This is a genomic window from Thermococcus sp., from assembly GCF_027063845.1.
In the GTDB taxonomy this organism is placed as follows: Archaea; Methanobacteriota_B; Thermococci; order Thermococcales; family Thermococcaceae; genus Thermococcus.
In genome coordinates this window covers 1-19,303 of record NZ_JAMOQU010000072.1, presented here as the reverse complement: position 1 = coordinate 19,303, position 19,303 = coordinate 1, and the positions used below count along the sequence as shown (strand labels likewise).

19 protein-coding genes are annotated in these 19,303 nt (G+C 41.3%); 7 read left to right on the top strand and 12 right to left on the bottom strand.

Features of this window, described 5'->3' with window-relative positions; genetic code table 11:
• Nucleotides 1-57: 57 nt before the first annotated feature.
• The 7 genes from MVO87_RS04945 to MVO87_RS04915 all read right to left on the bottom strand — a co-directional run bounded on the left by MVO87_RS04945 (nucleotide 58) and on the right by MVO87_RS04915 (nucleotide 8,905).
• A complete protein-coding gene (locus MVO87_RS04945; RefSeq protein WP_297552437.1) occupies nucleotides 58-366 on the bottom strand; it encodes a M48 metallopeptidase family protein in 309 nt (102 codons plus the stop codon).
• Nucleotides 344-3,304, bottom strand: coding sequence for a type I restriction endonuclease subunit R (locus MVO87_RS04940; RefSeq protein WP_297552435.1), 2,961 nt, complete (start codon nucleotides 3,302-3,304; stop codon nucleotides 344-346). Before MVO87_RS04940 ends, MVO87_RS04945 begins: the two co-directional genes overlap by 23 nt.
• Nucleotides 3,265-4,062, bottom strand: coding sequence for a hypothetical protein (locus MVO87_RS04935; protein ID WP_297552433.1), 798 nt, complete (start codon nucleotides 4,060-4,062; stop codon nucleotides 3,265-3,267). The genes MVO87_RS04940 and MVO87_RS04935 overlap by 40 nt, the downstream gene beginning before the upstream one ends.
• Nucleotides 4,049-4,522 (bottom strand): hypothetical protein, encoded by a 474-nt coding sequence (locus MVO87_RS04930; RefSeq protein ID WP_297552431.1) that lies wholly within the window; start codon nucleotides 4,520-4,522, stop codon nucleotides 4,049-4,051. The genes MVO87_RS04935 and MVO87_RS04930 overlap by 14 nt, the downstream gene beginning before the upstream one ends.
• A 74-nt stretch (nucleotides 4,523-4,596) precedes the next feature.
• Nucleotides 4,597-5,943 (bottom strand): restriction endonuclease subunit S, encoded by a 1,347-nt coding sequence (locus MVO87_RS04925; RefSeq protein WP_297552429.1) that lies wholly within the window; start codon nucleotides 5,941-5,943, stop codon nucleotides 4,597-4,599.
• Nucleotides 5,943-7,553: a type I restriction-modification system subunit M gene (locus MVO87_RS04920; protein WP_297552427.1), complete on the bottom strand. Its 1,611-nt coding sequence runs from the start codon at nucleotides 7,551-7,553 to the stop codon at nucleotides 5,943-5,945. The genes MVO87_RS04925 and MVO87_RS04920 overlap by 1 nt, the downstream gene beginning before the upstream one ends.
• Nucleotides 7,554-7,654: 101 nt before the next feature.
• Complete coding sequence (locus tag MVO87_RS04915) at nucleotides 7,655-8,905, bottom strand: hypothetical protein (RefSeq protein ID WP_297552425.1); 1,251 nt, start codon at nucleotides 8,903-8,905, stop codon at nucleotides 7,655-7,657.
• Between the two features lie 565 nt (nucleotides 8,906-9,470).
• On the opposite strand from MVO87_RS04915, the gene MVO87_RS04910 reads away from it, so the two are divergent.
• Both MVO87_RS04910 and MVO87_RS04905 read left to right on the top strand, forming a co-directional pair.
• Nucleotides 9,471-9,710 (top strand): hypothetical protein, encoded by a 240-nt coding sequence (locus tag MVO87_RS04910; RefSeq protein WP_297552423.1) that lies wholly within the window; start codon nucleotides 9,471-9,473, stop codon nucleotides 9,708-9,710.
• A 188-nt stretch (nucleotides 9,711-9,898) separates the two neighbouring features.
• Nucleotides 9,899-10,255: a hypothetical protein gene (locus MVO87_RS04905; RefSeq protein WP_297552421.1), complete on the top strand. Its 357-nt coding sequence runs from the start codon at nucleotides 9,899-9,901 to the stop codon at nucleotides 10,253-10,255.
• Nucleotides 10,256-10,282: 27 nt separating this feature from the next.
• On the opposite strand, the gene MVO87_RS04900 is transcribed toward MVO87_RS04905, so the two are convergent.
• Together MVO87_RS04900 and MVO87_RS04895 are read right to left on the bottom strand one after the other, a co-directional pair.
• Nucleotides 10,283-11,842, bottom strand: a complete 1,560-nt coding sequence (locus MVO87_RS04900; RefSeq protein WP_297552418.1) for a winged helix-turn-helix transcriptional regulator — start codon at nucleotides 11,840-11,842, stop codon at nucleotides 10,283-10,285.
• A gap of 254 nt (nucleotides 11,843-12,096) precedes the next feature.
• Nucleotides 12,097-12,261, bottom strand: a complete 165-nt coding sequence (locus MVO87_RS04895) for a hypothetical protein (protein WP_297552416.1) — start codon at nucleotides 12,259-12,261, stop codon at nucleotides 12,097-12,099.
• A gap of 313 nt (nucleotides 12,262-12,574) precedes the next feature.
• On the opposite strand from MVO87_RS04895, the gene MVO87_RS04890 reads away from it, so the two are divergent.
• The 5 genes from MVO87_RS04890 (at nucleotide 12,575) to MVO87_RS04870 (ending at nucleotide 17,364) form a co-directional block, all read left to right on the top strand.
• A complete protein-coding gene (locus tag MVO87_RS04890) occupies nucleotides 12,575-13,489 on the top strand; it encodes a hypothetical protein (RefSeq protein ID WP_297552415.1) in 915 nt (304 codons plus the stop codon).
• 46 nt (nucleotides 13,490-13,535) lie between these two features.
• On the top strand, nucleotides 13,536-14,747 hold the full coding sequence (locus MVO87_RS04885) for an MFS transporter (RefSeq protein WP_297552413.1): 1,212 nt from the start codon (nucleotides 13,536-13,538) through the stop codon (nucleotides 14,745-14,747).
• 185 nt (nucleotides 14,748-14,932) lie between these two features.
• Nucleotides 14,933-15,703 (top strand): type IV toxin-antitoxin system AbiEi family antitoxin domain-containing protein, encoded by a 771-nt coding sequence (locus tag MVO87_RS04880; RefSeq protein ID WP_297552411.1) that lies wholly within the window; start codon nucleotides 14,933-14,935, stop codon nucleotides 15,701-15,703.
• Entirely contained in the window at nucleotides 15,700-15,855 is a 156-nt protein-coding gene (locus tag MVO87_RS04875; protein WP_297552409.1) for a hypothetical protein, read from the top strand. Before MVO87_RS04880 ends, MVO87_RS04875 begins: the two co-directional genes overlap by 4 nt.
• Before the next feature lie 18 nt (nucleotides 15,856-15,873).
• Complete coding sequence (locus MVO87_RS04870; RefSeq protein ID WP_297552407.1) at nucleotides 15,874-17,364, top strand: AAA family ATPase; 1,491 nt, start codon at nucleotides 15,874-15,876, stop codon at nucleotides 17,362-17,364.
• 568 nt (nucleotides 17,365-17,932) lie between these two features.
• On the opposite strand, the gene MVO87_RS04865 is transcribed toward MVO87_RS04870, so the two are convergent.
• The 3 genes from MVO87_RS04865 to MVO87_RS04855 are packed head-to-tail and all read right to left on the bottom strand — an operon-like array spanning nucleotide 17,933 to nucleotide 18,916.
• Entirely contained in the window at nucleotides 17,933-18,115 is a 183-nt protein-coding gene (locus tag MVO87_RS04865) for a hypothetical protein (protein ID WP_297552406.1), read from the bottom strand.
• Nucleotides 18,109-18,570 carry a hypothetical protein gene (locus MVO87_RS04860; protein WP_297552404.1) on the bottom strand — a complete coding sequence of 154 codons (462 nt, stop codon included), beginning with the start codon at nucleotides 18,568-18,570 and terminating at the stop codon, nucleotides 18,109-18,111. The genes MVO87_RS04865 and MVO87_RS04860 overlap by 7 nt, the downstream gene beginning before the upstream one ends.
• A gap of 16 nt (nucleotides 18,571-18,586) precedes the next feature.
• Complete coding sequence (locus tag MVO87_RS04855; RefSeq protein WP_297552402.1) at nucleotides 18,587-18,916, bottom strand: hypothetical protein; 330 nt, start codon at nucleotides 18,914-18,916, stop codon at nucleotides 18,587-18,589.
• Between the last annotated feature and the right edge of the window lie 387 nt (nucleotides 18,917-19,303).

Here is a 19,303-nt window from a genome sequence, read left to right as displayed (position 1 = left end):
GAACTGTTTATTGAGTAAAGAAACTATATTAAAACTATTTAGATATAGTTTACTCCATCACTTTTTAGAGTTAGAAGCTAGCTTCCTTTGAAGAATTCGCCAGTCAGGAATATAACTCGAAAGAAGGGCCCTAAACAGCCGATTATGACGTGGGGAACCGACCTTGATATGTATCAGCTCGTGCACCACGATATATTCTACAACTTCATAGGGAAGCTCCAATATGTCTACACTAAAGGTTAGTGTTCCTTTTGATGATGCAGAGGCCCATTTATGCCTCATTTTTTGGAATCGAACTCTCTTAGGATAAACACCAAGTTCTTTTGCCCATCTAGATACAAGTTCATGGACTTCCTCTGGTGTCATTTATCAGCCTCCCTCCCAATTCAAGGAGATCTTTCCCTATTTTCACTCGTTCCCTCACCTGTTTGACGCCATTCTCTTTCAAAATGCGATATATCTTTCTCAGCAGTCCTTGTTGAAGGTTTTGATTGTATGTCCAGCCTTCGTTTGACAATAGGACTTTGGTAATCTCCTCAGATACTGTCACATCATCTATGCCATAGCTTTTGAGAAGCCAGTGGACACTGAAAGTTGCAGGGTCTAATTTTGATTCTTTGTAGTTTCTCACCGACTCGACGGCACTTTCAGACAATCCTATAACCTTTTCTAGGGCCTCTTTTGCACTAATTTGTCTTTCCTCAAGCCTCTTTATAATAGATTCTATCTTTTCGATTAAGAACTCCAGATACGGAACCTCATGTTGGTGCTCTTTTATGTAGCTCATCAAACTACGGCGGAGGTTGTAGACCTTGACAATGTCGTCTATCCTTTCATTTTTTATAGTGTCGGCAATATGCTCATCGATTTTATAAACAGGAAGGCCATCCACAATGGTTTCAATATCAACGCTGTTTCTGATTAGTTCCTTCGTCTTTTTCAACAGTTCTCTTCTCTCAAAATCTGTTGGATAGAACTGGGCCTTGATAAACCGGTGGAGCTTTAATAGTAACTTATAGTCTTCGAGATAGTCTCTGAGAAATGGGTCCGGAGATAGGATCTCATAAATGTCCTGAATGTTCTTGAAAAGTTGAATGGAGTCATCCCTCTTTTTGCGATTGCTGAATACCTTCACTAGTTTCTCCAACTTTTTATCCCAGCTTAGACTATTATCCCGTAATAGCCCGAGATACTCTTCCGCTCTCCCCATTAATTCCGCAAACCTCTTGCGTAGTACTTCCAAGTCAAAGACTGCTCCTTCAATACTCTTACTGTCAAACGCCAGAGCCCTCTGAAGGTCTTCAAAAATTCCGATGTAATCCACGATTAGACCGGCTGTCTTATGAAGCTCCCCATCTGAATAGGGGCGGTTAACTCTTGCAATGGCCTGAAGTAGTGTATGGTCTTTCATGGGCTTGTCCAGATACATGGTTTGGAGAATGGGAGCATCATATCCCGTTAAGAGTTTCTCGGTAACTATGAGAATCTTAGGTGGCCTATCCCGTTTTTTGAAGTTTCTTCGTATCTCATCCTCTTGGTCTTCTTTAAGATGGTACTTCTTTAGTATACCTTTGTCATTATGCATGGGAGTATATACAACTGCAATTTCTTCTGGAGGAATCGCTGAGTGCGGATTCTCTTCATAGAGTTCCTTAAACGCTTCTATATACAGGGCACAGGCTTCTCTATCCACGGCAACAATCATCGCCTTAAATCCAGAGGGTTCAACGAACTTTTTATAATGCTCGGATATATGTTTAGCAACCTTTTTAATTCTCTTTTGGGCTTTGAGGACCTCTTTTATCTTCGATACTTTATCAAGGAGCTTGTTAAGTTCCTCTATGCTGGCTATTCCTTTCTCTTCGTATAACTTGAAAAATTCCTCCAGAATTGTTTTCCTGTCTAAGCGATATTCTTGTGGTGCGAGGGTGTAATATAAGGGGACGGTAGTTCCATCCTCAATGGACTCCTTGATACCGTATTTGTCTAAGTATGGTCTGTGATATTTCTTCATGTCCTCAAAGGCAAAGAGATTAAATGTGCCCTTGCCGACCTTCCCCTTATCTATTGGAGTACCAGTGAACCCAAAATAGAACGCGTTGGGAAGGGCTGACCTCATCTGGATCCCTAAGTCTCCTTCCTGTGACCGATGAGCCTCGTCGATGAATACAAAGATGTTCCTACGGGTGTTTATATTGGAAGGCATTCCCTGGAACTTATGGATTAACGTGACGATGATTCCCCTGTAATCGCTCTCTAACAGTTCCCTAAGGTGAACTTTGGATTCTGCGACAATGAAATCCAGCCCAAACTTTGTAAGATTACGGACTAACTGTTTCTGGAGTTCAATACGATCAACGACCATTATAATAGTTGGATTCTCCAGCTCGGGTATTCTCCTTATTTTTGAAGCGGCAACCATCATAGTTAGAGTTTTTCCTGAACCCTGGGTATGCCATATAAGGCCAGTTCTTGCATCTCCTGTGATTGCCCTATTGACTACCCTCTCAACTGCCTTAACTTGGTGTGGTAGCAAGACGAACTTGCTGAGCTCTTCATCCTGTTCAAAGAATACTATATAATCCTCGATAAATCTCAATGCTCTTTCTTTTCTTAGCATTGAAAAAATCAGGTCTTGGAGGCCGTAATCTTTACCCTCCTCCGTTTTCCAGCGATAAACGTTTCTTTCGTTGAAGTTCCAAGTTGCCGAGTATATTAGATTGAGACCGTTACTGGCCAGATACATCTGAAAATATTTCATGAAGTTGGGAACCTCTTCGTGATACCTGGAGATTTGCTCCACAGCATGAGAGCGCCAATCTTTAACCTCGCCATCTACAATGTTAAACAGCCAAGAAGCTTTAGTCTCAACGATAAAAAGCGGAATTCCATTGATAAAAAGCACAATATCGGCCCTATCCTTTTTCATATCCTCCATCCAGAATTCCTGGGTGTAATGAAACACGTTATTTTCAGGATTTTCAAAGTCAATCAGTCTTAAATTCAACTCCCTCTTCTCGGATTTGCTATAGAACGTCTTTTGTCCCCGCAAATATCTAAGGAATTCCCTATTTCCCTCTATATTAGCCCTGATGTTTCGTATTCTTTGGAGAACCACATCAGCTTCTTCTTCACTCATAGAGGGATTAAGTTCCAGTAACTTTTTCTTGAAAATCGGCAGGATAAAGGGCTCTTTCCAAGTTTCTCTCAGTGAATCGATTTTTTCGGGAGAGATGTATTCCCATCCAAGGCTGGTAAGGTACATCATGAACGGTTTCTTTGCTGTCTCTTCTTCTGTAAACACTCTGTATCCCCTCCGCATTCTACGTAGTCTTTCATGAGATTGAAAATCTCCCGACCAAATTCATCTACGTGTTTTTCAATAATTCTCTCGGCCTCTTCTTTGCTTAGTACCTTCTTTTGGTAATGGAGTAATGCATTCCTAATGTAGTTTATTTTATATCCTCCATAAAGTCCATTAAAATTGTACTTCTCGTATAGTGTATTAACCCACTCTCGCTTTTTCTCTGAAGGTTCTTTTCTTAATAAGAGCCCTTTTAGAAGTTCAAGTGCAATATACAAGTTAAGAAATTTATCAATAGGATCCGGATCACTCATTGCTCGATTCCAGTATTTAATTGCCCTAAAGAGAACAGATTTTGAATCCTCATCTAGATTTTTGAGAGACTTGAAAATTTCAAAAAACTCATCTAAGCGTACCTCTTTGATGTTAGGAACTACTTTAACGTAAATAGTCTTAGAACCGATAATCACCCATCTTGGGTCAAGATCGATAATTTTTATGTCAGAGATCTCATAGGGCACTTCTCCACATAAAACAATCACAGGAAGAATTTGTTCAGTTATTAGAGATGTAGCTGTTTCTTTAGCATCCCCTAAATCCTGTGAATCCACGGTCATTTCAACGAGGATTACTGGAGAATTTGAATCACTTTTATTCTCCGACTTTACTATAATCCCACCCAGTTTAATAGGGCTATCAAAAGATAATGCTTTGTCGCCTGCAGACTTTAGGGCCACTGTAACTTTATAAGAGGGCATTCCAGTTTCTCCTCCGCTTGGCGGATTTCTTCCTTGGAGTGTGGCCTTTTTGAGACTTTTTCTTTTGCGATTTCTTTTTTGGCCTTGAGTTCTGGTTCCCAACCTTGAATTTTCTTAGTTTTAGAGCTCTAATGTCGGATGGGAGGCCAGAGACATCCGCTCCGGCAGGGTAAATGATGTTCTTGCTTTTTATTTCGACGTTTGGACCTGAGAGGTATTTTGCATACCTATTAACCTGCCGAACATGCTCCTCTCTTGCTTTGGGTTCCCTTTTCACCTCAAATATATGTCTCTCAATTCTGTTACCTCTCCGTCTCTCAACAATGTAATCAGGCTCGTATCCGTTCCTTCTCTCCCGTTCTTTGATAACCCATCCCTTAGAAGCGGGGAACCTTCGCCGGAGTAGCTCTCTCACATAGGGGTACATATCAAACTCTCTAAAACTTCCCGACATAGGCATCCCCCGTATTACGTTAGTTCTATCTTTGTTGGATTTTTATCACTTTCGCTAGTATCGAGAAAAGGAGAAGGCAATCACTCCGTTGGGGTTTTGAGGTTAGAAACGCGAATCTGGCCCGTCATGAGTTTGTGCCTGAGCGTTGAGAACAGCTCCTCCAGGGCTTTGCGCTTTTGCTGGGCCAGTTCTATTTTTTTGTCTACTGTCAGGAGGATATTGGCAATTTTGCGTTGTTCTTCCAATGGTGGAATTGGTACAGGGAGATTTGATAGTATACTTGCGTTTATGCCTTTTTTCAGTTTATCTTCTCTCTCTTTTTTAATAAACCTCCAGTACCTCTCCGAATGAGTGTAATAAAAGAGGAATTCAGACAGTATTTTAGATGATTTTGTCCTAAACCTAATAAGGTACGAAGCAAAAACGGCCTTAATATTCTCTTTAATAAATCCAGTTTTTCCTGCAGTTGCTCCAATTCTTGCAAACACAATATCTCCTATCCGAAGAGCGTATTTAGGATACTCTCTATCACTGATATAGCAGTAAGGAACATCTTCCCAGTTTATCCGATAATCTTCATTTATGTCTGTAATGCGCAAAAACTTGACACCTGTGTTGATACTAATTGCAGATGAAGTGTATCCGTATTGAAGTTCTCCAATATCACCTAGTCTAAGTATCCCCCAATGCTCTGGGATCTCTCCAATCTCCGTCATCTTTGTCGGCTGATTTGGGTCAAGGCCCTTGGTGAATAACCTCTTCATTAGAGCCCTTTTGAGTTCTTTGGTGGTTTTGATTATCTTCTCCTGCTGTTCGATTGCCCGCTGGACTGTTTTTAAGATATAGACGATTTTGCGTTGTTCTTCTAATGGGGGGAGTGCTATTTTGACTTCAAGAAATTCATTAACTTTAGTTCTTGACTTGTCTTTAAGTCCTCTAGAATATTGGCCAAATAACCCCCACATTATAGGTTGTGATAAGTAATATTCAATAAACTCTTGAAGTGCAACCTTCTGATTAAGTTTTAGAATTGGGTATTCGTTAGATACAATTGCTCCCTCCAATTGTGGTGGTATAAACCCGTAGGCCCCTTGTTTTGCCCTAATCTTTGAGAAAATGAAATCGCCCGCATGTACTATGTACATAGTCTTTGTTTTTATCTCTCTCCCAAATTTCCACTCTCTAAACTTTATTCCCTTTGAATACAAGCTAGCAGATATTAGCATATACTTGGTATTGTCTTGAACTCTAATTCTTCTAGATTTCATGTCAACAGGCGTAAAAATGTCTCTAAGTTTGACTATCTCCCATCCTTCCGGGAGTTCTCTACCATAAAGTTTCTTTCTCTCTTTTTGGAGGACTGCACTGCCTTTGGCTGGAGTCTTTGTGTGATATTGCTTATTTAGGAACTCATCCAGCGTTTTCATCAGTCCTCACCCTGAAGATACCCCTCAAAGCCAAGTTCAATCAGGATTTTGTTGAGTTCACTATCTATCACTCTAGTTTCCTGCTCAATTCTTCTGAGGTCCTGGAGGATTTCGGGTATCTCTCTGTACTCGCCTTCAGTTATCAGGGGGATGTATCTCGAAGGGCTTAGGTTGTAATCGTTCTTCCTGATTTCTTCCAAGGTTACAACCTTGCTAAAGTCTTCTATGTCCCTGAATTCCCGATAGGCCTTGATTATCTTGCCAACGTGTTCTTCGGTCATATAGTTCTTGGGAGTTCCCTTCTTGAATTCTTGAGAGGCATTAATGAGCAGTACTTTTCCTCTGCGCTCCTCAGGTTTGTTTTTGTTGATAACGATGATAACTCCGGCTGCGGTGGTGTTGTAGAAGAGGTTCTCTGGGGTTAGAATAACGGCTTCGATTAGATCCTTCTCCACAAACTTCTTTCTGATGTCCCTCTCTCTATTCGTCCCCTTTGTTCCCGAACCCCTCGAAACAGCCCCGGTATCGATGATTACTACTACTTTTTCCCTTGCTGAGGCAAACATGTGTTGTATCCAGCCCCAATCTCCCGTATTACTGGGAGGTATTCCAAATTTAAACCTGTCAAATTTGTCGTTGATGTAAACATCCTCCGGAAAGTCTTGGTTCCACATAGGATTCGCGATAACGTAGTCGAACTGTCTTAATTTGCCGTCCTCGTCCAAAAATTTGGGATTGCGTATGGTGTCTCCTCTCCGTATATCGGCCTCCATGTTGTGCAAAATAACATTCATTCTGGCTATAGCGTACGTGAAGGCCAGTTTCTCTTGACCAAACAGCTTTAAGGGCCTTTTTTCGGCCTCTTCCGGATAGTTATACTTAACGTAGAGCTGAGACTTTATCAAAAGACCTCCAGAGCCACACGCGGGATCGTAAACCTCCGAGCCTGGCTTTGGGTCGAGGAGATTAACCATAAGCCACGCAACCTCGCAGGGAGTGTAGAACTCCCCTGCACTCTGGCCACTGTCTTCAGCGAATTTTCTTATCAAGTATTCGTAAGCCCTACCCAGAATGTCGGGTTCAACATCCTCTGGACCCATTTTCATCTTGTTTAGTATCTGAAGAACCCTCTGGATGATATCATCGCTGATTATTCTTTCTCCCCCATGAGTCTCGTTGAAATCTACGACGTCAATTATGCCTGAAAGCTCAGGATTTAGCCTTGCTATGCCCCTGAGGGCCTCCGTAAGCTTTTCTCCGACGTTTGTTGAAAGTTTAACGATGGTGTCCCAGTGATACTCTTCTGGAATGACGTATCTAATTGACTTGGGCCTTCCATGCTCCTCTCTTTCGGCCTCTACCAATTCGTAGACCTCATCAACAGTGTCGATCACGCCCTCCTCAATTAGTTTATTTACCTCATATGTGAACGTATCTGAAAGCCTCTTATAGAAGATGAGGGGAAGAATGTATTTCTTGTAGTCTGTGGGATTAACAGAACCCCGAATTAGGCTGGCAGCTTCCCAAAGTATGCTCTCCAGCCTAGAAAGCTTCTCATTCTTGTCCTCGCCACATACCATGTTTAGCTTTGTTGACTCAGATTCTACCATTCAGCTCACCTCTCACTGAAGCCTGTGGGTTAGACTATTAAAATGCTTTATGTTCTGATAGCTCAGCAGATAGGTTTCTTATTTAACAAAGTTTTATTCGGTCACTTTAAAGAAAGCTTACCTTCTAAGATTTCATGCCCTATCTGGAACAATATCCCTTGGATTACTGATTCCGGCGAAATTTCGACAATTTTAAGGAGATAAATCTGTTTAGGATCCGTAATTACAGTCTTTTCAATAGTTTTCTCGCCTCTCCGGTTTGTTATTGTCTTTTGGGTTCGTTTCAAATTGTATCTCAGTTCTGTTTCAATCGTAAAGATAGCAATAGATACAGTTTCAGGGTACTTGTGAATAAGATAGACTGAACTCATAACACCCGGAGTTGTTGAGACAACATTTTGAAGCTGGTATTGGATAGCATTCTCAAAATCTTCTCTGGTAATTTGTTTTTGAGTTAACGGACTGTATACAGAATATTTCTCATTGTCCTTACTCTCAAAGAGTATCTGTACAAATCTTAGGAATTCTTGACTAGGTGGATCTCCATTGTTAATCTTGTAGAGAATGGTGAATGTCCAAACTTCCGGCTTTTTGGGCGAGTTCAAAACCTGATCCAAGGTGAAGTAGGGGAAAAGGGATGCGATAAGCATTGCTAAGATGTATCGAACCGCACGACTAGAGTGTATGTTTTTGCTACTGGCATTTAACGTATCTAAAAGGGGAGACAATAAGCCAGTGGTTAAAGTTATCAGAAGGGTAAGAAGCATGTATGAAATGGCCCCCATTCCGAGATTCATAAGGGAAGGCTCTAAGATATCACGAAGAATGGAGTTATAGGGGATATCCCTTCCTAGATATACTAACATCCAAACTAACGCGTAGAATAATAATGCGGGAAGAATACGACTGCCGCTTGCTATGGATCTTATCATTTTATATGTTGCTTTGGACAGGGATATCGAATTAAATCTGTTGACTAATAAGTCTGTTATCTCTAGTGATGTCCTCTCCAAAGTTTCCTTTGTAATCGTGGTAGTCCCCATTAGCTCTTTCCAAGAGACATGAGAAAGGTATTCTTGTATAACATCTTCAGGAGATGGGGTGTCCTTTTTATCGGGTTTGGCCCTTTCTCGTAGTAGTAGGTATAGAAGTCCAACGAGTGTTACCCCCATGATATAAATGGCAATTGCACAACTTACCCTTTTACAGAATGAAGATAGGGGTTTTATAACAAGAATCGCCTGTATTAGAGTATAGTACAATACAATCGCTTGAAACGTTTCTAAAATCCTTAATGACTTTTTGTTTTCAAATAGATACGAAGCAACATCTATGACATCTTTTAGGAGCATGGTAAACAGTAAGATATTCTGATATTTAACCTTTAACAGCTACATGCAATCAAAACACGACACGCTATCGTATTACGTTCCATGTTTACTTTTTCCGTCTGGCTGTCGTAATAGATACTGAATCAATTCTAACTTCTAATTCATAGCAGAAAAGCTAGCAGTCCAAAGGATCTGAAAAGAGACCAATAGCAACAGCAATAATATTATGAATAAATCCACCAACTTTCCCAGCAGTAACAACCCCAACTCCTCAATACCTGATTAAAGATAGTTATGTTGTTATTAAAGAACTCTCAGAGCTTTTCTAGAATTTTGGAGCAGTTATACCAGCAATAACTATTAGAATAAATCCCTACAAGCTTTAACATCTGAGATTTGAGACAAATTGAGACTTCCTTTCTGTTCATTAATACCCGTTAATGGGTATTTTCGTGACGGATACACCATGTCTCTACACAAGGGCATTCCGTCACTATATTCTTATATTCTCCAAGCCTCCGAGAAAGTTGTGTGGGTTGATGGTCTATATTCATGGCCTCCTAAATAGATAGAGGGGTGATGTAGCATGAATGACGTTCTTCATAATCTCAATGAGATATTGAGAAAGGTTATCCAGATTGAGAAAGATGTAGAAGAGCTGAAGATCATGATCCTGAAGATGATTGCTGATAACCTGCCTGAAGAGGAGATTGACAAGGAAACGTTGAGCCGATTGAAGGCTGAGCTGAAAAATTTGAAGCCAGATAATGTCTCTGGCTTGAGCGTTGAGGAATTTATTGAACTGCTCGAAAAAGATAAAGAGTAAAGGCATATTTATTCACATGTTGTTGTGAATATTCTTTTGTCTTTGGGGTTTCCTGTGTATGGGCTAGCCTATTCAGTGCAGAACCACACTTATTCACATTGAAATGTGAATAAGCATGACCTTGCCCTAATCACTTTAGGGGAAATATTTACAAAGTAATGAGTATATTATACTATGAGGTGTGAATAATGCCAAGACGTCCAAAATATCCTTCGGAAGTTAAAGTGGCAATACCCAAAGAAATAACAGTTCTGTATGAAACGCCGATTCTAGAGATCCTATTAACCAAAAACGAAGCTGAGATGGCAGAGAGAATTATTAACCACATAAAGACAAACGGAAGACTGTGGCCGGATGAGTGGAAGGTTGTAATTCCCACTAAGTCTTCAAGGGACATCCAGCTCTACTATCGTACATTGAAGAAATTGGTCAGCTTAGGTTTGATCGGCCGAGGTAAGGAGGGTAGCTTCATATTGAGCGGAGAGCTCAGCAGAAAGCTAACTGTAATGATTGAGAAAGTCAATGCACTGACAGGTGGTGTGTAAGCTCCCGCAGAGAAATGTTCACCTGAGTTATATTCCGAATACCTTATAGTAATCCAAATCCTTGAGGCAGGCTTTCAAGGTCTTATCAATTAGAACGTACCTTTTCACTTTCTTCTTTCCCACATTAAATCTCTCGACTGTTACTAACCCTATGTTTGTTAGAAATTTCAGATATCGTGTTATAGTTTTCTTAGACAGTTTCCTCAGGCCTCTTCTCTTTCCGAGAAATTTTGTAAACTCAAATAATAGATCACTCGTGCTCCATCCAATCCCTGTCGCCCAGAGGATCAGGCTCATCTTTTCAATGTCCTCCTGACTATAAAATGACTCTGGGGCAATCTGTTTTAATATACTAACCGAGCACTCCAAAAACTTTGGATCCACATATGGAAAATTGTCTTCTTTGATTGAGGCTACTGAAAAATCTTCAGATAGCTTAAGCCAGTAGTAGTTTGGTCTCTTACCCTTTGTGGCAGAGACGTATCCAAGCCTCTCCAGCTTTTTTAATCTTCTCCTTATCGTAGATTCACTTTTAGATAGAATCTTAGCTAACGTTGGGACTTCAATGGGAGCATGCTCAGTAAGTATTTTGAGTATCTGGTAATCTAACTTGTCTAATTCTGTTAGGTGTTGTCCGTAGGATGCTAAATAGGTTGCAGGCTCAGTGTCCCACAGATATGCCAAAAATTCTTTATCAACTAATAGCTTCTGAGTTAGGTACTTGTAGTCCTCAACTGGATCCCATCTAGGGGCTATCCCCATAAAGGCCATGATTGCACCTAGGATTCCAGATGCCATGTTGAGCCGTTCTCGGAGGATATCTAGCTTCCTTATAATTAAATTGGGATGTAGTTCGTTTTTTGAAATTTCTACTTTGTCTCTGACTATTATTTCCAGCTTAGGATCTCTATAGGGGTACAATTTTGAAGTATACAACTTTAATCTGAATTTATGGCCTCTCCAAATTATATCAACACTGTTACCATGCTCATCTAGACTGTTAACGTCTCCCTTGCTGATAACATGCTGGTATCTCCCATTTCTTTCTCTCAATTCATTTAAGAGCCTGTTCATCTTTAAGAGATTGTCTACAGTTCTACCATCTTTATCTATAGTGTATCTGGGAAACCTCACGTAGAGTTCAGAAGTTAATAATTTGATTCTTTTGAGTCTGTAAGTATAATCTATAGGTCTGTTTGGAAGGTCTCTAATAGCGTTAAGGATGTCAAGGGGATAATAAGTATCATAGCGATCAATTCTCATTGTCGATTTTATATATCCCGCTCTCGTATATGTGGTGTCTATTGTGTTCTTGTATATGAGCTCCACGGTTACTGTCCATTGAGGACGTTCCTTCCATGGATCCTGGTCATTTTTGAAACCTTTTATGATGACTGGAAGTATTCCGATCGAGTCTTTCATCCAGTTTGACTTATAGACTGAGGTTGGAGGAGCCTCCAAAACAATCTGGAGTTCTCCCGTCTTTGGTTTCTTTAGGAATAAATAGTACTTTTTCCCGTTTTTTCTTGTCTCACCTATATATCTCCACTGCTCTATCTCTCTTATCTTATCCCGGCTGTTTATCACATTCCGAACTAGAGCCCTAATTAGATGCCTGCTTAGAAATTCCAAGACATCATATATGTATGTGCTAGAGTATGAGAAATACATCACAAAATGGTGCCTAACGGCGGAATAATGAGACTGTAATCCAAAATGAGAGCTGTTGATTGATGATATTTTGTTGTATTCATTAGCAGGGACAAAATTTATAGTGTCCTCTAACCTAGTCATTCTCGGGTATCCCCCATTATTCAGTTGGAGCTATTATCCGGAGAGTTTCAATCTTCTTTTATTTTCGTAACCGCATTCTTCTCAATCCACATCCTGAGGGCCTCGGTGACTGCAATTCCTAATGCGCCTTTCTTTGATCCGTATCTCCTTCCAACCGCGAGCCTAAATTCCTCATCCAGCTCGTCTGGGATCAGAACGTGCAGTTGCCCCATTACTATCTCACCTCGTTCAAATTCTCATGGTAGTGTACACGAGTTCTTATGTAATTATGTAGATTTGCAAGTTTATAAACTTTGAGAAATGGGCATTTTTTATGCTCTTATACTATATAAAGTTTTCAATTCAGATTCTGGCCACCTTAAGAGCTTTTTATTCCGTAAACATTTGTTTGCTCCCTTTTGTATATCTCACGGCAAGAAATGGTGGTGGTTAAAAGTGAGACCCAATAATTATTTAATTAATTAGAGCATAGAAATTATGCAGATCAATTACTCATGGATATAAAAACAACTGGGGTGGCAGATAATGAAAAGGGAGGAAATTAAAGAAATTATTGGGTTGCTTTACGGACTCATGGAGCCGGGAGAATTGAAACTGAAATGCATTAAGGTGACTCCGGGAATAAATGCTTTACTGGATATTTTAGCTTCAGGATGGTACCCTAAGGACCCGGCCCAAGAACAGATAGTTTACACCCTTGAAGATCTACTGGTCCTAGGGCATATCCTTAATTTAATTGAAACCCCTGAAGAGCTAGAGAGTGCTCTCGAAGAGATTTTAGAGCATAAAGAAGCAAGAAAGAACTGGATTCACAGGCTGAACAAATACCGGAAAGATAAGAGGCGGGACAAGGTTCTCCAGAGATATGAGAATGTGCTGAACACAATCCTATCTAGATGGAAAATGGACATCAAGGTTCCATGGACTAAAGTGCCTATCCCCGCCGTGGTCTTTGTTGACGCTTTGAGAACACTGAACAAGGATTCCCGGACTGTAAAGAAAAGTCTGCTGGAATTTGAGTCTTTGGGATTAATCAAAATTAAAGCCTGCACATCACTCAACTTGGACTCGTGTACCGATATATCAACGCTGGCTAGGAAACTTACTGAAACATTTCACAGAACCCGCAATAAGAAGAAAGCTGAAGAGGAGATATCTCGCATATTGATAGACACAGGGCTTTCTGAAGTTTCTCCTTCATTATTGGCCAAAACCTTGGACATCCTCAAAGAAAAGGACCGGTCTCTGGTGGAAAAATACCAGCTTCTTCTCGATGAAATGGTAACTGCCATCTCAACGTCGAGGGTCTACTCTCCCACTATAATAATAGAGCTCCTCATACTTCCGCTCCAAACCACTGAAAAAGCCTTAGATGAAGCCACAATCAAAGAGATTATTGGGGATATTTACCGCTCTAAGAATGTCCCACCTGAAGAGTGATAACTTTTTATTTTTCCTGCTCCTTAATTGGGGCGGTGGATGTTAAGTGGACCTGGTTAGGAAATACAAGCTCTTTTATGCCCTCATGAACGTTGGATTCGTAGGAAACATTCTCGTCATCTACTACCTAACCAAAGGCTTCAACTACGCCCAAATAGGCACAGCAATGGCCATAGCAACCATCGGAACATTCCTATTCGAAGTCCCAACCGGAGTCGTAGGAGACAAAATAAGCAGAAAAACCAGCGTCCTCACCGGCCTCGCCCTCTACCCAATCGGAACCTTAATCCTCATATTCCTCAAAAACTTCCCAATGCTCATCGCTTACTCAATAATAACACCCCTCGCAGTCGCATTCATCAGCGGAAGCCTCCAAGCATGGCTATACGACAACCTCAAACACCTCGGCAGAGAAAAAGAGTATAGACAACTCATGAAAGACATCAAAACCATAACCCTACCCCTCTCCGCCATCACAGTAGCCATCGGAGGAATCCTCGCCCAACTCTACGGCTTCACCCTCCCCTTAATCCTAACCCTAATCCTCGAAATAGCCACCCTCATAGTCGCCTACACAATCCCAGAATACGAATTCCAGAAACCCGAACGCTCCTATCTAACCCACACCCTCCAATCCTTCCGAGAAATCCGCCGGCCCGAACTCCTCTGGCTCATAATCCTCTCAATAACCGTCGTCATGGCCACCAACCAATTCCGCCAATTCTTCGAGCCTTACTTGGGCGACATACTCGCCAAAATCCTAAAAACCACCCTCGTGGGAACGCTCGGCATTCTCGCAGTCATAGAGGCCATTGTCAAAGTCCTGCCCAAACTCATCGGAATCCGCCTCAGGGACAAATGGAGCGTCAAAGCCTACTCCCTCGCCCCAGTAATCGTCCCAGTAATGACAGCCCTCTCCGTGATTTACCAGAACCCGCTCTGGATAATCGCCTTGGGAATCCTCGTTACGGTAATACACACGGCCTTCGGCTTCAACCTCGGAATAGAATTCCAGCATAGAATTCCGAGCGAAAAGAGAGCCACAATAATGTCAATCTACTCAATGGTTTCCGCCTTGGCAATGGGTGTCTTTTACTTCATCTACGGTTTCGTCGTGGACTGGCTGGGACTGGCTGAAGCGAGGTTAGTCTTCGCCCTAATCCTTCTCGGTGCTGGAGTTTCATTGAAGGCTGGAGAACTCTTAGGCCCGCTCAGAGACGTTCTAAAGCTCAAACACATGGAAGCTATGATCAAATAAACTTTGATTGGGCTTTGTTTTTGTTTTAATTTAATCTTGTATCTTGCTTTGGATGATATCCGAGGAATCTGTGCATCTCCCAGCTAAGTCATCCAGCTGAAAGCATGAGGTACTTAATTTCCACAACCTTTATATTCAAAAATTCTCATTTTTATCCAGTTATATTGTGATTATGGTGAGAAAATATGAATACCACAGAGGTCTTAAGAAGGCTCTCCGAACTGGGGGATGTCTTCACCAAGAAGGAGGCCCAAGAGAAGCTTGGCATAACTACAAGACAGCTAAACTACTACCTTAACATGCTCCTCAGAGAGGGATTTCTTCGGAGAATCGCCAAGGGCATCTATACCCTCTCCCTAGAACCTGGAAGGGCCTCTTCGCCTCACGAGTTCCTTTTGGGCCAGTTGTTGGTGCCTAACGGGGCAGTTGCATACTGGTCCGCCCTCAACTACTACGGGTTGACTGAGCAGATTCCAAGAACGGTTTTCATCCAAACTCCAGTAAAGAGAGGCTATCAGAAGCTCATAGTACTCGACGGTAAGAGGTTTAAGGTAGTCGTAGTCAGCCCCGAGAAGTTTTTTGGAATCGGTACTATACGTCTTGGACGCAGGGAGGTTCGGATAACAGATCCAGAAAAGACGATAGTGGACTGCCTGGACAAGCCTAAGTACTGCGGGGGAATAATCGAGGTCGTTAAGGCTCTCAAGAACGCGAGGCTGGATTATGAAAAGTTGCTGGAATATGCTGAACGGATGAAGAGCAAGGCCATCCTGAAGCGTTTGGGATTTTTAAGTGAGAAGCTGGGGCTTGGGATTGAGAAGGAAATCAGACTTTCTGAAAATGATAAGAAGAGCTTTGCACTCCTCGATCCCTCAATGCCTCAGGGAGGCCGCTTCAGCTATCGGTGGGGCCTGAGAATCAACGTTCCGGAGGATTATTGGGGGGAGGTAGAATGATTGAAGATGAGATAAAGACCCTGAGTTCTGAGCTTGGGGTTCCGGTTTTTACTGTTGAGAAGGACTATGCTATAAGCTGGATGCTCTATGGGCTCTGGAAGTCAAAAAATCAGAAAGTATTAAATCATAATGCATTACAATCTTATGCATAAAACTGTAAGGTGAACACAATGTTTGTTGATAGAAGGAGAGAGCTCCAAATATTGAAGTCTTCATATGAACTGTTGAAGAGGGGAGACAAGGTTAACATTGCAGTTATAGGGCCGAGGAGAATCGGAAAAACCGAACTTCTCCTGCAATTCAAGGAGAAAGCCCAGGGAGTCATTCCTTACTTGAACCTTCAGAGAATTGGAAGCTTAGATTCATTTATCTTTGCATACACAAGAGAACTCCTGTATGAACTCTCCAACACCTCAGGGATAACTGTCGAAAGAAGTGAACTCTTGAACTGGGATGATCTGCTGATTCTTTCGGCAAAGCTCGGCGTTGATAAGGAAGTTAAGGCCATTAAAACGGGCACTCTTGAGACTCTGTTTGAAGCTCAGGAAGCAATCTTAGCCAACACCGGCCAGAAAGCCTTGTTTATTCTCGATGAATTCCAAGAAGTTCTCAATTTCAAAGGATTTTTAGATACGATGCGTGCCGTCACTGAAAAGCAGAAGAACATTGCGTATGTCGTCTCTGGCTCCGCCGTAAGGATGATGGAAGAAATATTGGAACCGAAGAATCCATTTTTTGGCCAGTTCCGCAGGATTTACTTAAGGGGTCTGCCAAGAGAAGATACAATAACGCTTGCAAAAACAACTTTGGAAAAGGCTGGGATTGAGTCTGCTCGGTCGGCGCTGGATTTGATATACAAGCTCACCCAGGGCCATCCATTTTACGTTTTGGCAGTGTGCAGACGTTTGATTGAAGAGGGGTTTGAAAAAGTTAGACGGAAAGAAGTCCACTATGCATTTCTTACTGAACTGCTGACCGAAAAGGGCGATATATACATGCATTTAGAGTACGTTTTTAATGAATCCCTTTCTAGAGCACACCGGGGACCCGTTCACAAGCAGATTCTCCTTATACTGGCTCAGGAGGAAGGGTTGAGGCTTTCAGATATAGCCAAACGTCTAAACAAACCCACGGGAGAGGTGTCAAACTACCTGAAGTTCCTTTTGAGAACCGACTTAATTGTAAAGCAGGGAGGGAGGTACTACTTCGCGGACAAACTCATGCGTTTCTGGCTTGCAAAGACGTATCTCGGCATTACGGAACTTGAGCTCAAGAGGGAGAAGTTTTTGGAAGAGTTAATCCAGGAGCTTGAAGAAAAATACCTCCGAGCAAAGATGGAACTTGGACTTGCAAAAGAGGCCGAGATAAGAGAGAAGATGAGGGAAATATTTGGGCTCGATTTTAAGAGCTACAGAAGGGGCAACGTTGAATTTGATGGGGTTGCGTTTGGGGACAAGATTTACGTGCTTGAGGTCAAGTGGAGGGAGAGACCCGCAACATATAGGGATGTGGAAGCATTCCTGAAAAAAGTAAAAGATGAGTTCGGATCAGCGGAGATGTTCTTTTTCTCAAAGTCGGGCTTTACAGAAAAGGCCCTAGAGTTGTGCAAGAAAGAGAACGTTAAACCTCTTACACCCAGAGACTTAGGGCTAATCGAGTGAAAAACATGATAAAAATGAATATCTTTAGCGGCAATTGCAATAGAACTCCAGTCATCGTTGAGACTGAAACAAAAACTGTAGAAAATGGAAGTGAATTCAAAGTGTTTAGGCTAAGAGCTCTGAATTAATGTGAAAATCTAACAAAAGTTGCAAAGCTACAGAAGGCCATGCTAGTTATGAGCTAATAGATAAGTGTATGTCCTAACAGCTATAGGCTGAATTATTAAAATATTAAAAGAATGCTCATAACAGAGCATTGAAGGGTTTTGAAAAAGAAAGAGTTAGAGGTATAGATATGGAAAGCCCTTTTCTGCGTTCCCATGAGTTCTATAGCGTTTTATCAAATTCTATCCTGTTCTATCTAGTTTCATCCTGTTTCATCTAGGCTCCCTCATGATCCTGTCTGATAATGTCTGAACATTCTATGTTCTTAGGAGATATTCTAGAACATCCATTTTTATGCCTGAACCTACAACTTCCAAATCCAATGTCCTATGAGTTGCCTGGTCTTGTCAACTTAATTCAGAGTATTAGCATTTGTTCAAATGAAAAGCCAGCTGACACGCTATCATTGAAGGTTCTGTTTGTATCTCTTTCCTTTTACAGCATCCCACCATTCATCTTCAGGTTTGTTCCAGTCTTCAGCTAAAATCGGCTCAATATTTCTGAGCATTCCGAGGATAAACTCTTCTTCATCGTTCTCTTGGTTATAACGAGTTTTCTTTTTCCTGCCATGATCCAATGTTACCATACATCACCCTCCTCTCGGATCAGCTCTGAATAGGATTCATAAAAGAATACCATCGGATTTTTCATCTTTTCTGTCTTAACTCTGTATTTATAGGCGAGTGTCCCAACGATTGTGACTTTCCGCTCAAGGAATCCCTTTTTGTATAAGCGGTACAGAAACATTCTGATAAAAGCCTCCCATTTCATGTCTTCAAAATCTTTGGGTGAGAGAATTGAGGCCTTTAAGAGCTCATCTATCAGCTCTCTAACTGTAAACCACGCCCAATCATTCTGAGCCAAGTGACTTAGAACAAATATTTTCACTCTCACTCTGAGATAATTCTCAGTATTTTCTTTTAGTTTATCCTGCAGTTTAAGTAGGTGTGCATAAACGTCATCGAGAGTCAGTTTTGAAATTTCAGCTTTGGCATTTTTGCTTTTTATCTTTCCGTGCTTTTTAACAGCGTATCTCCCCATTTTACCACCCCAGTGGCTACACAACTCCTTTTATCTCATGGACAGTTTCTACAGAGTTAGAATTGAGATGGCTGGAGAAGAATTTCCGGACGGTTTCTTCACTCAGAACTAAAAGAAGTTCTGGCATGGTTTCATCTATTATTGAATCAACAAACAGTCGTGTAAGTCTCTTATACCGCCTGCTAAATCTTTTGTCTTCTGTAAGAGAAATGTAGTGCATGAAATCAACGCCCTCTGCTCTTCCAAGAAGATAGTTCTTGTACCTTCTCAGCTCATCCACGAGCCGAATTCCGCTCAGAAAGTTCATGAAATCAGCTTTACCCTCATCTACTAAGCTGTATATCATGTTCTGAAGATGGCTGTCAAAGAACTTTCTGAATAGTTTAATTGTGATTATCGGCCTATCGGGACTGCACTGCTTAAGCCATGGGTATCTACCGTAAATCTCCTCTAGCTTCTTGCGGTTTCTGAAGGCTTCTTTAGGAGTGTAGTAGTGGGTAAATATCTTGTCTATCGAGTAGAAGCCAAAAATGGGTTGCGCCGGATCCAGAACGTATCTCTTCTTGAAAACCCTAAGCTCATTTATCAGTATTGGATGTATGAATACTCATTTATCAGTATTGGATGTATGAATACTCATTTATCAGTATTGGATGTATGAATACTCATTTATCAGTATTGGATGTATGAATACTCATTTATCAGTATTGGATGTATGAATACTCATTTATCA

Excerpts from the sequence above, each read along its gene's own strand:
- MVO87_RS04875 (WP_297552409.1), top strand. The coding sequence starts at position 15,700 with ATGATTGAAGATGAGATAAAGACCCTGAGTTCTGAGCTTGGGGTTCCG.
- MVO87_RS04945 (WP_297552437.1), bottom strand. The coding sequence starts at position 366 with ATGACACCAGAGGAAGTCCATGAACTTGTATCTAGATGGGCAAAAGAA.
- MVO87_RS04860 (WP_297552404.1), bottom strand. The coding sequence starts at position 18,570 with ATGGGGAGATACGCTGTTAAAAAGCACGGAAAGATAAAAAGCAAAAAT.
- MVO87_RS04880 (WP_297552411.1), top strand. The coding sequence starts at position 14,933 with ATGAATACCACAGAGGTCTTAAGAAGGCTCTCCGAACTGGGGGATGTC.
- MVO87_RS04910 (WP_297552423.1), top strand. The coding sequence starts at position 9,471 with ATGAATGACGTTCTTCATAATCTCAATGAGATATTGAGAAAGGTTATC.
- MVO87_RS04930 (WP_297552431.1), bottom strand. The coding sequence starts at position 4,522 with ATGCCTATGTCGGGAAGTTTTAGAGAGTTTGATATGTACCCCTATGTG.
- MVO87_RS04865 (WP_297552406.1), bottom strand. The coding sequence starts at position 18,115 with ATGGTAACATTGGATCATGGCAGGAAAAAGAAAACTCGTTATAACCAA.
- MVO87_RS04870 (WP_297552407.1), top strand. The coding sequence starts at position 15,874 with ATGTTTGTTGATAGAAGGAGAGAGCTCCAAATATTGAAGTCTTCATAT.
- MVO87_RS04915 (WP_297552425.1), bottom strand. The coding sequence starts at position 8,905 with ATGCTCCTAAAAGATGTCATAGATGTTGCTTCGTATCTATTTGAAAAC.
- MVO87_RS04920 (WP_297552427.1), bottom strand. The coding sequence starts at position 7,553 with ATGGTAGAATCTGAGTCAACAAAGCTAAACATGGTATGTGGCGAGGAC.
- MVO87_RS04895 (WP_297552416.1), bottom strand. The coding sequence starts at position 12,261 with ATGGGGCAACTGCACGTTCTGATCCCAGACGAGCTGGATGAGGAATTT.
- MVO87_RS04925 (WP_297552429.1), bottom strand. The coding sequence starts at position 5,943 with ATGAAAACGCTGGATGAGTTCCTAAATAAGCAATATCACACAAAGACT.
- MVO87_RS04935 (WP_297552433.1), bottom strand. The coding sequence starts at position 4,062 with ATGCCCTCTTATAAAGTTACAGTGGCCCTAAAGTCTGCAGGCGACAAA.
- MVO87_RS04855 (WP_297552402.1), bottom strand. The coding sequence starts at position 18,916 with ATGATATACAGCTTAGTAGATGAGGGTAAAGCTGATTTCATGAACTTT.
- MVO87_RS04890 (WP_297552415.1), top strand. The coding sequence starts at position 12,575 with ATGAAAAGGGAGGAAATTAAAGAAATTATTGGGTTGCTTTACGGACTC.
- MVO87_RS04905 (WP_297552421.1), top strand. The coding sequence starts at position 9,899 with ATGCCAAGACGTCCAAAATATCCTTCGGAAGTTAAAGTGGCAATACCC.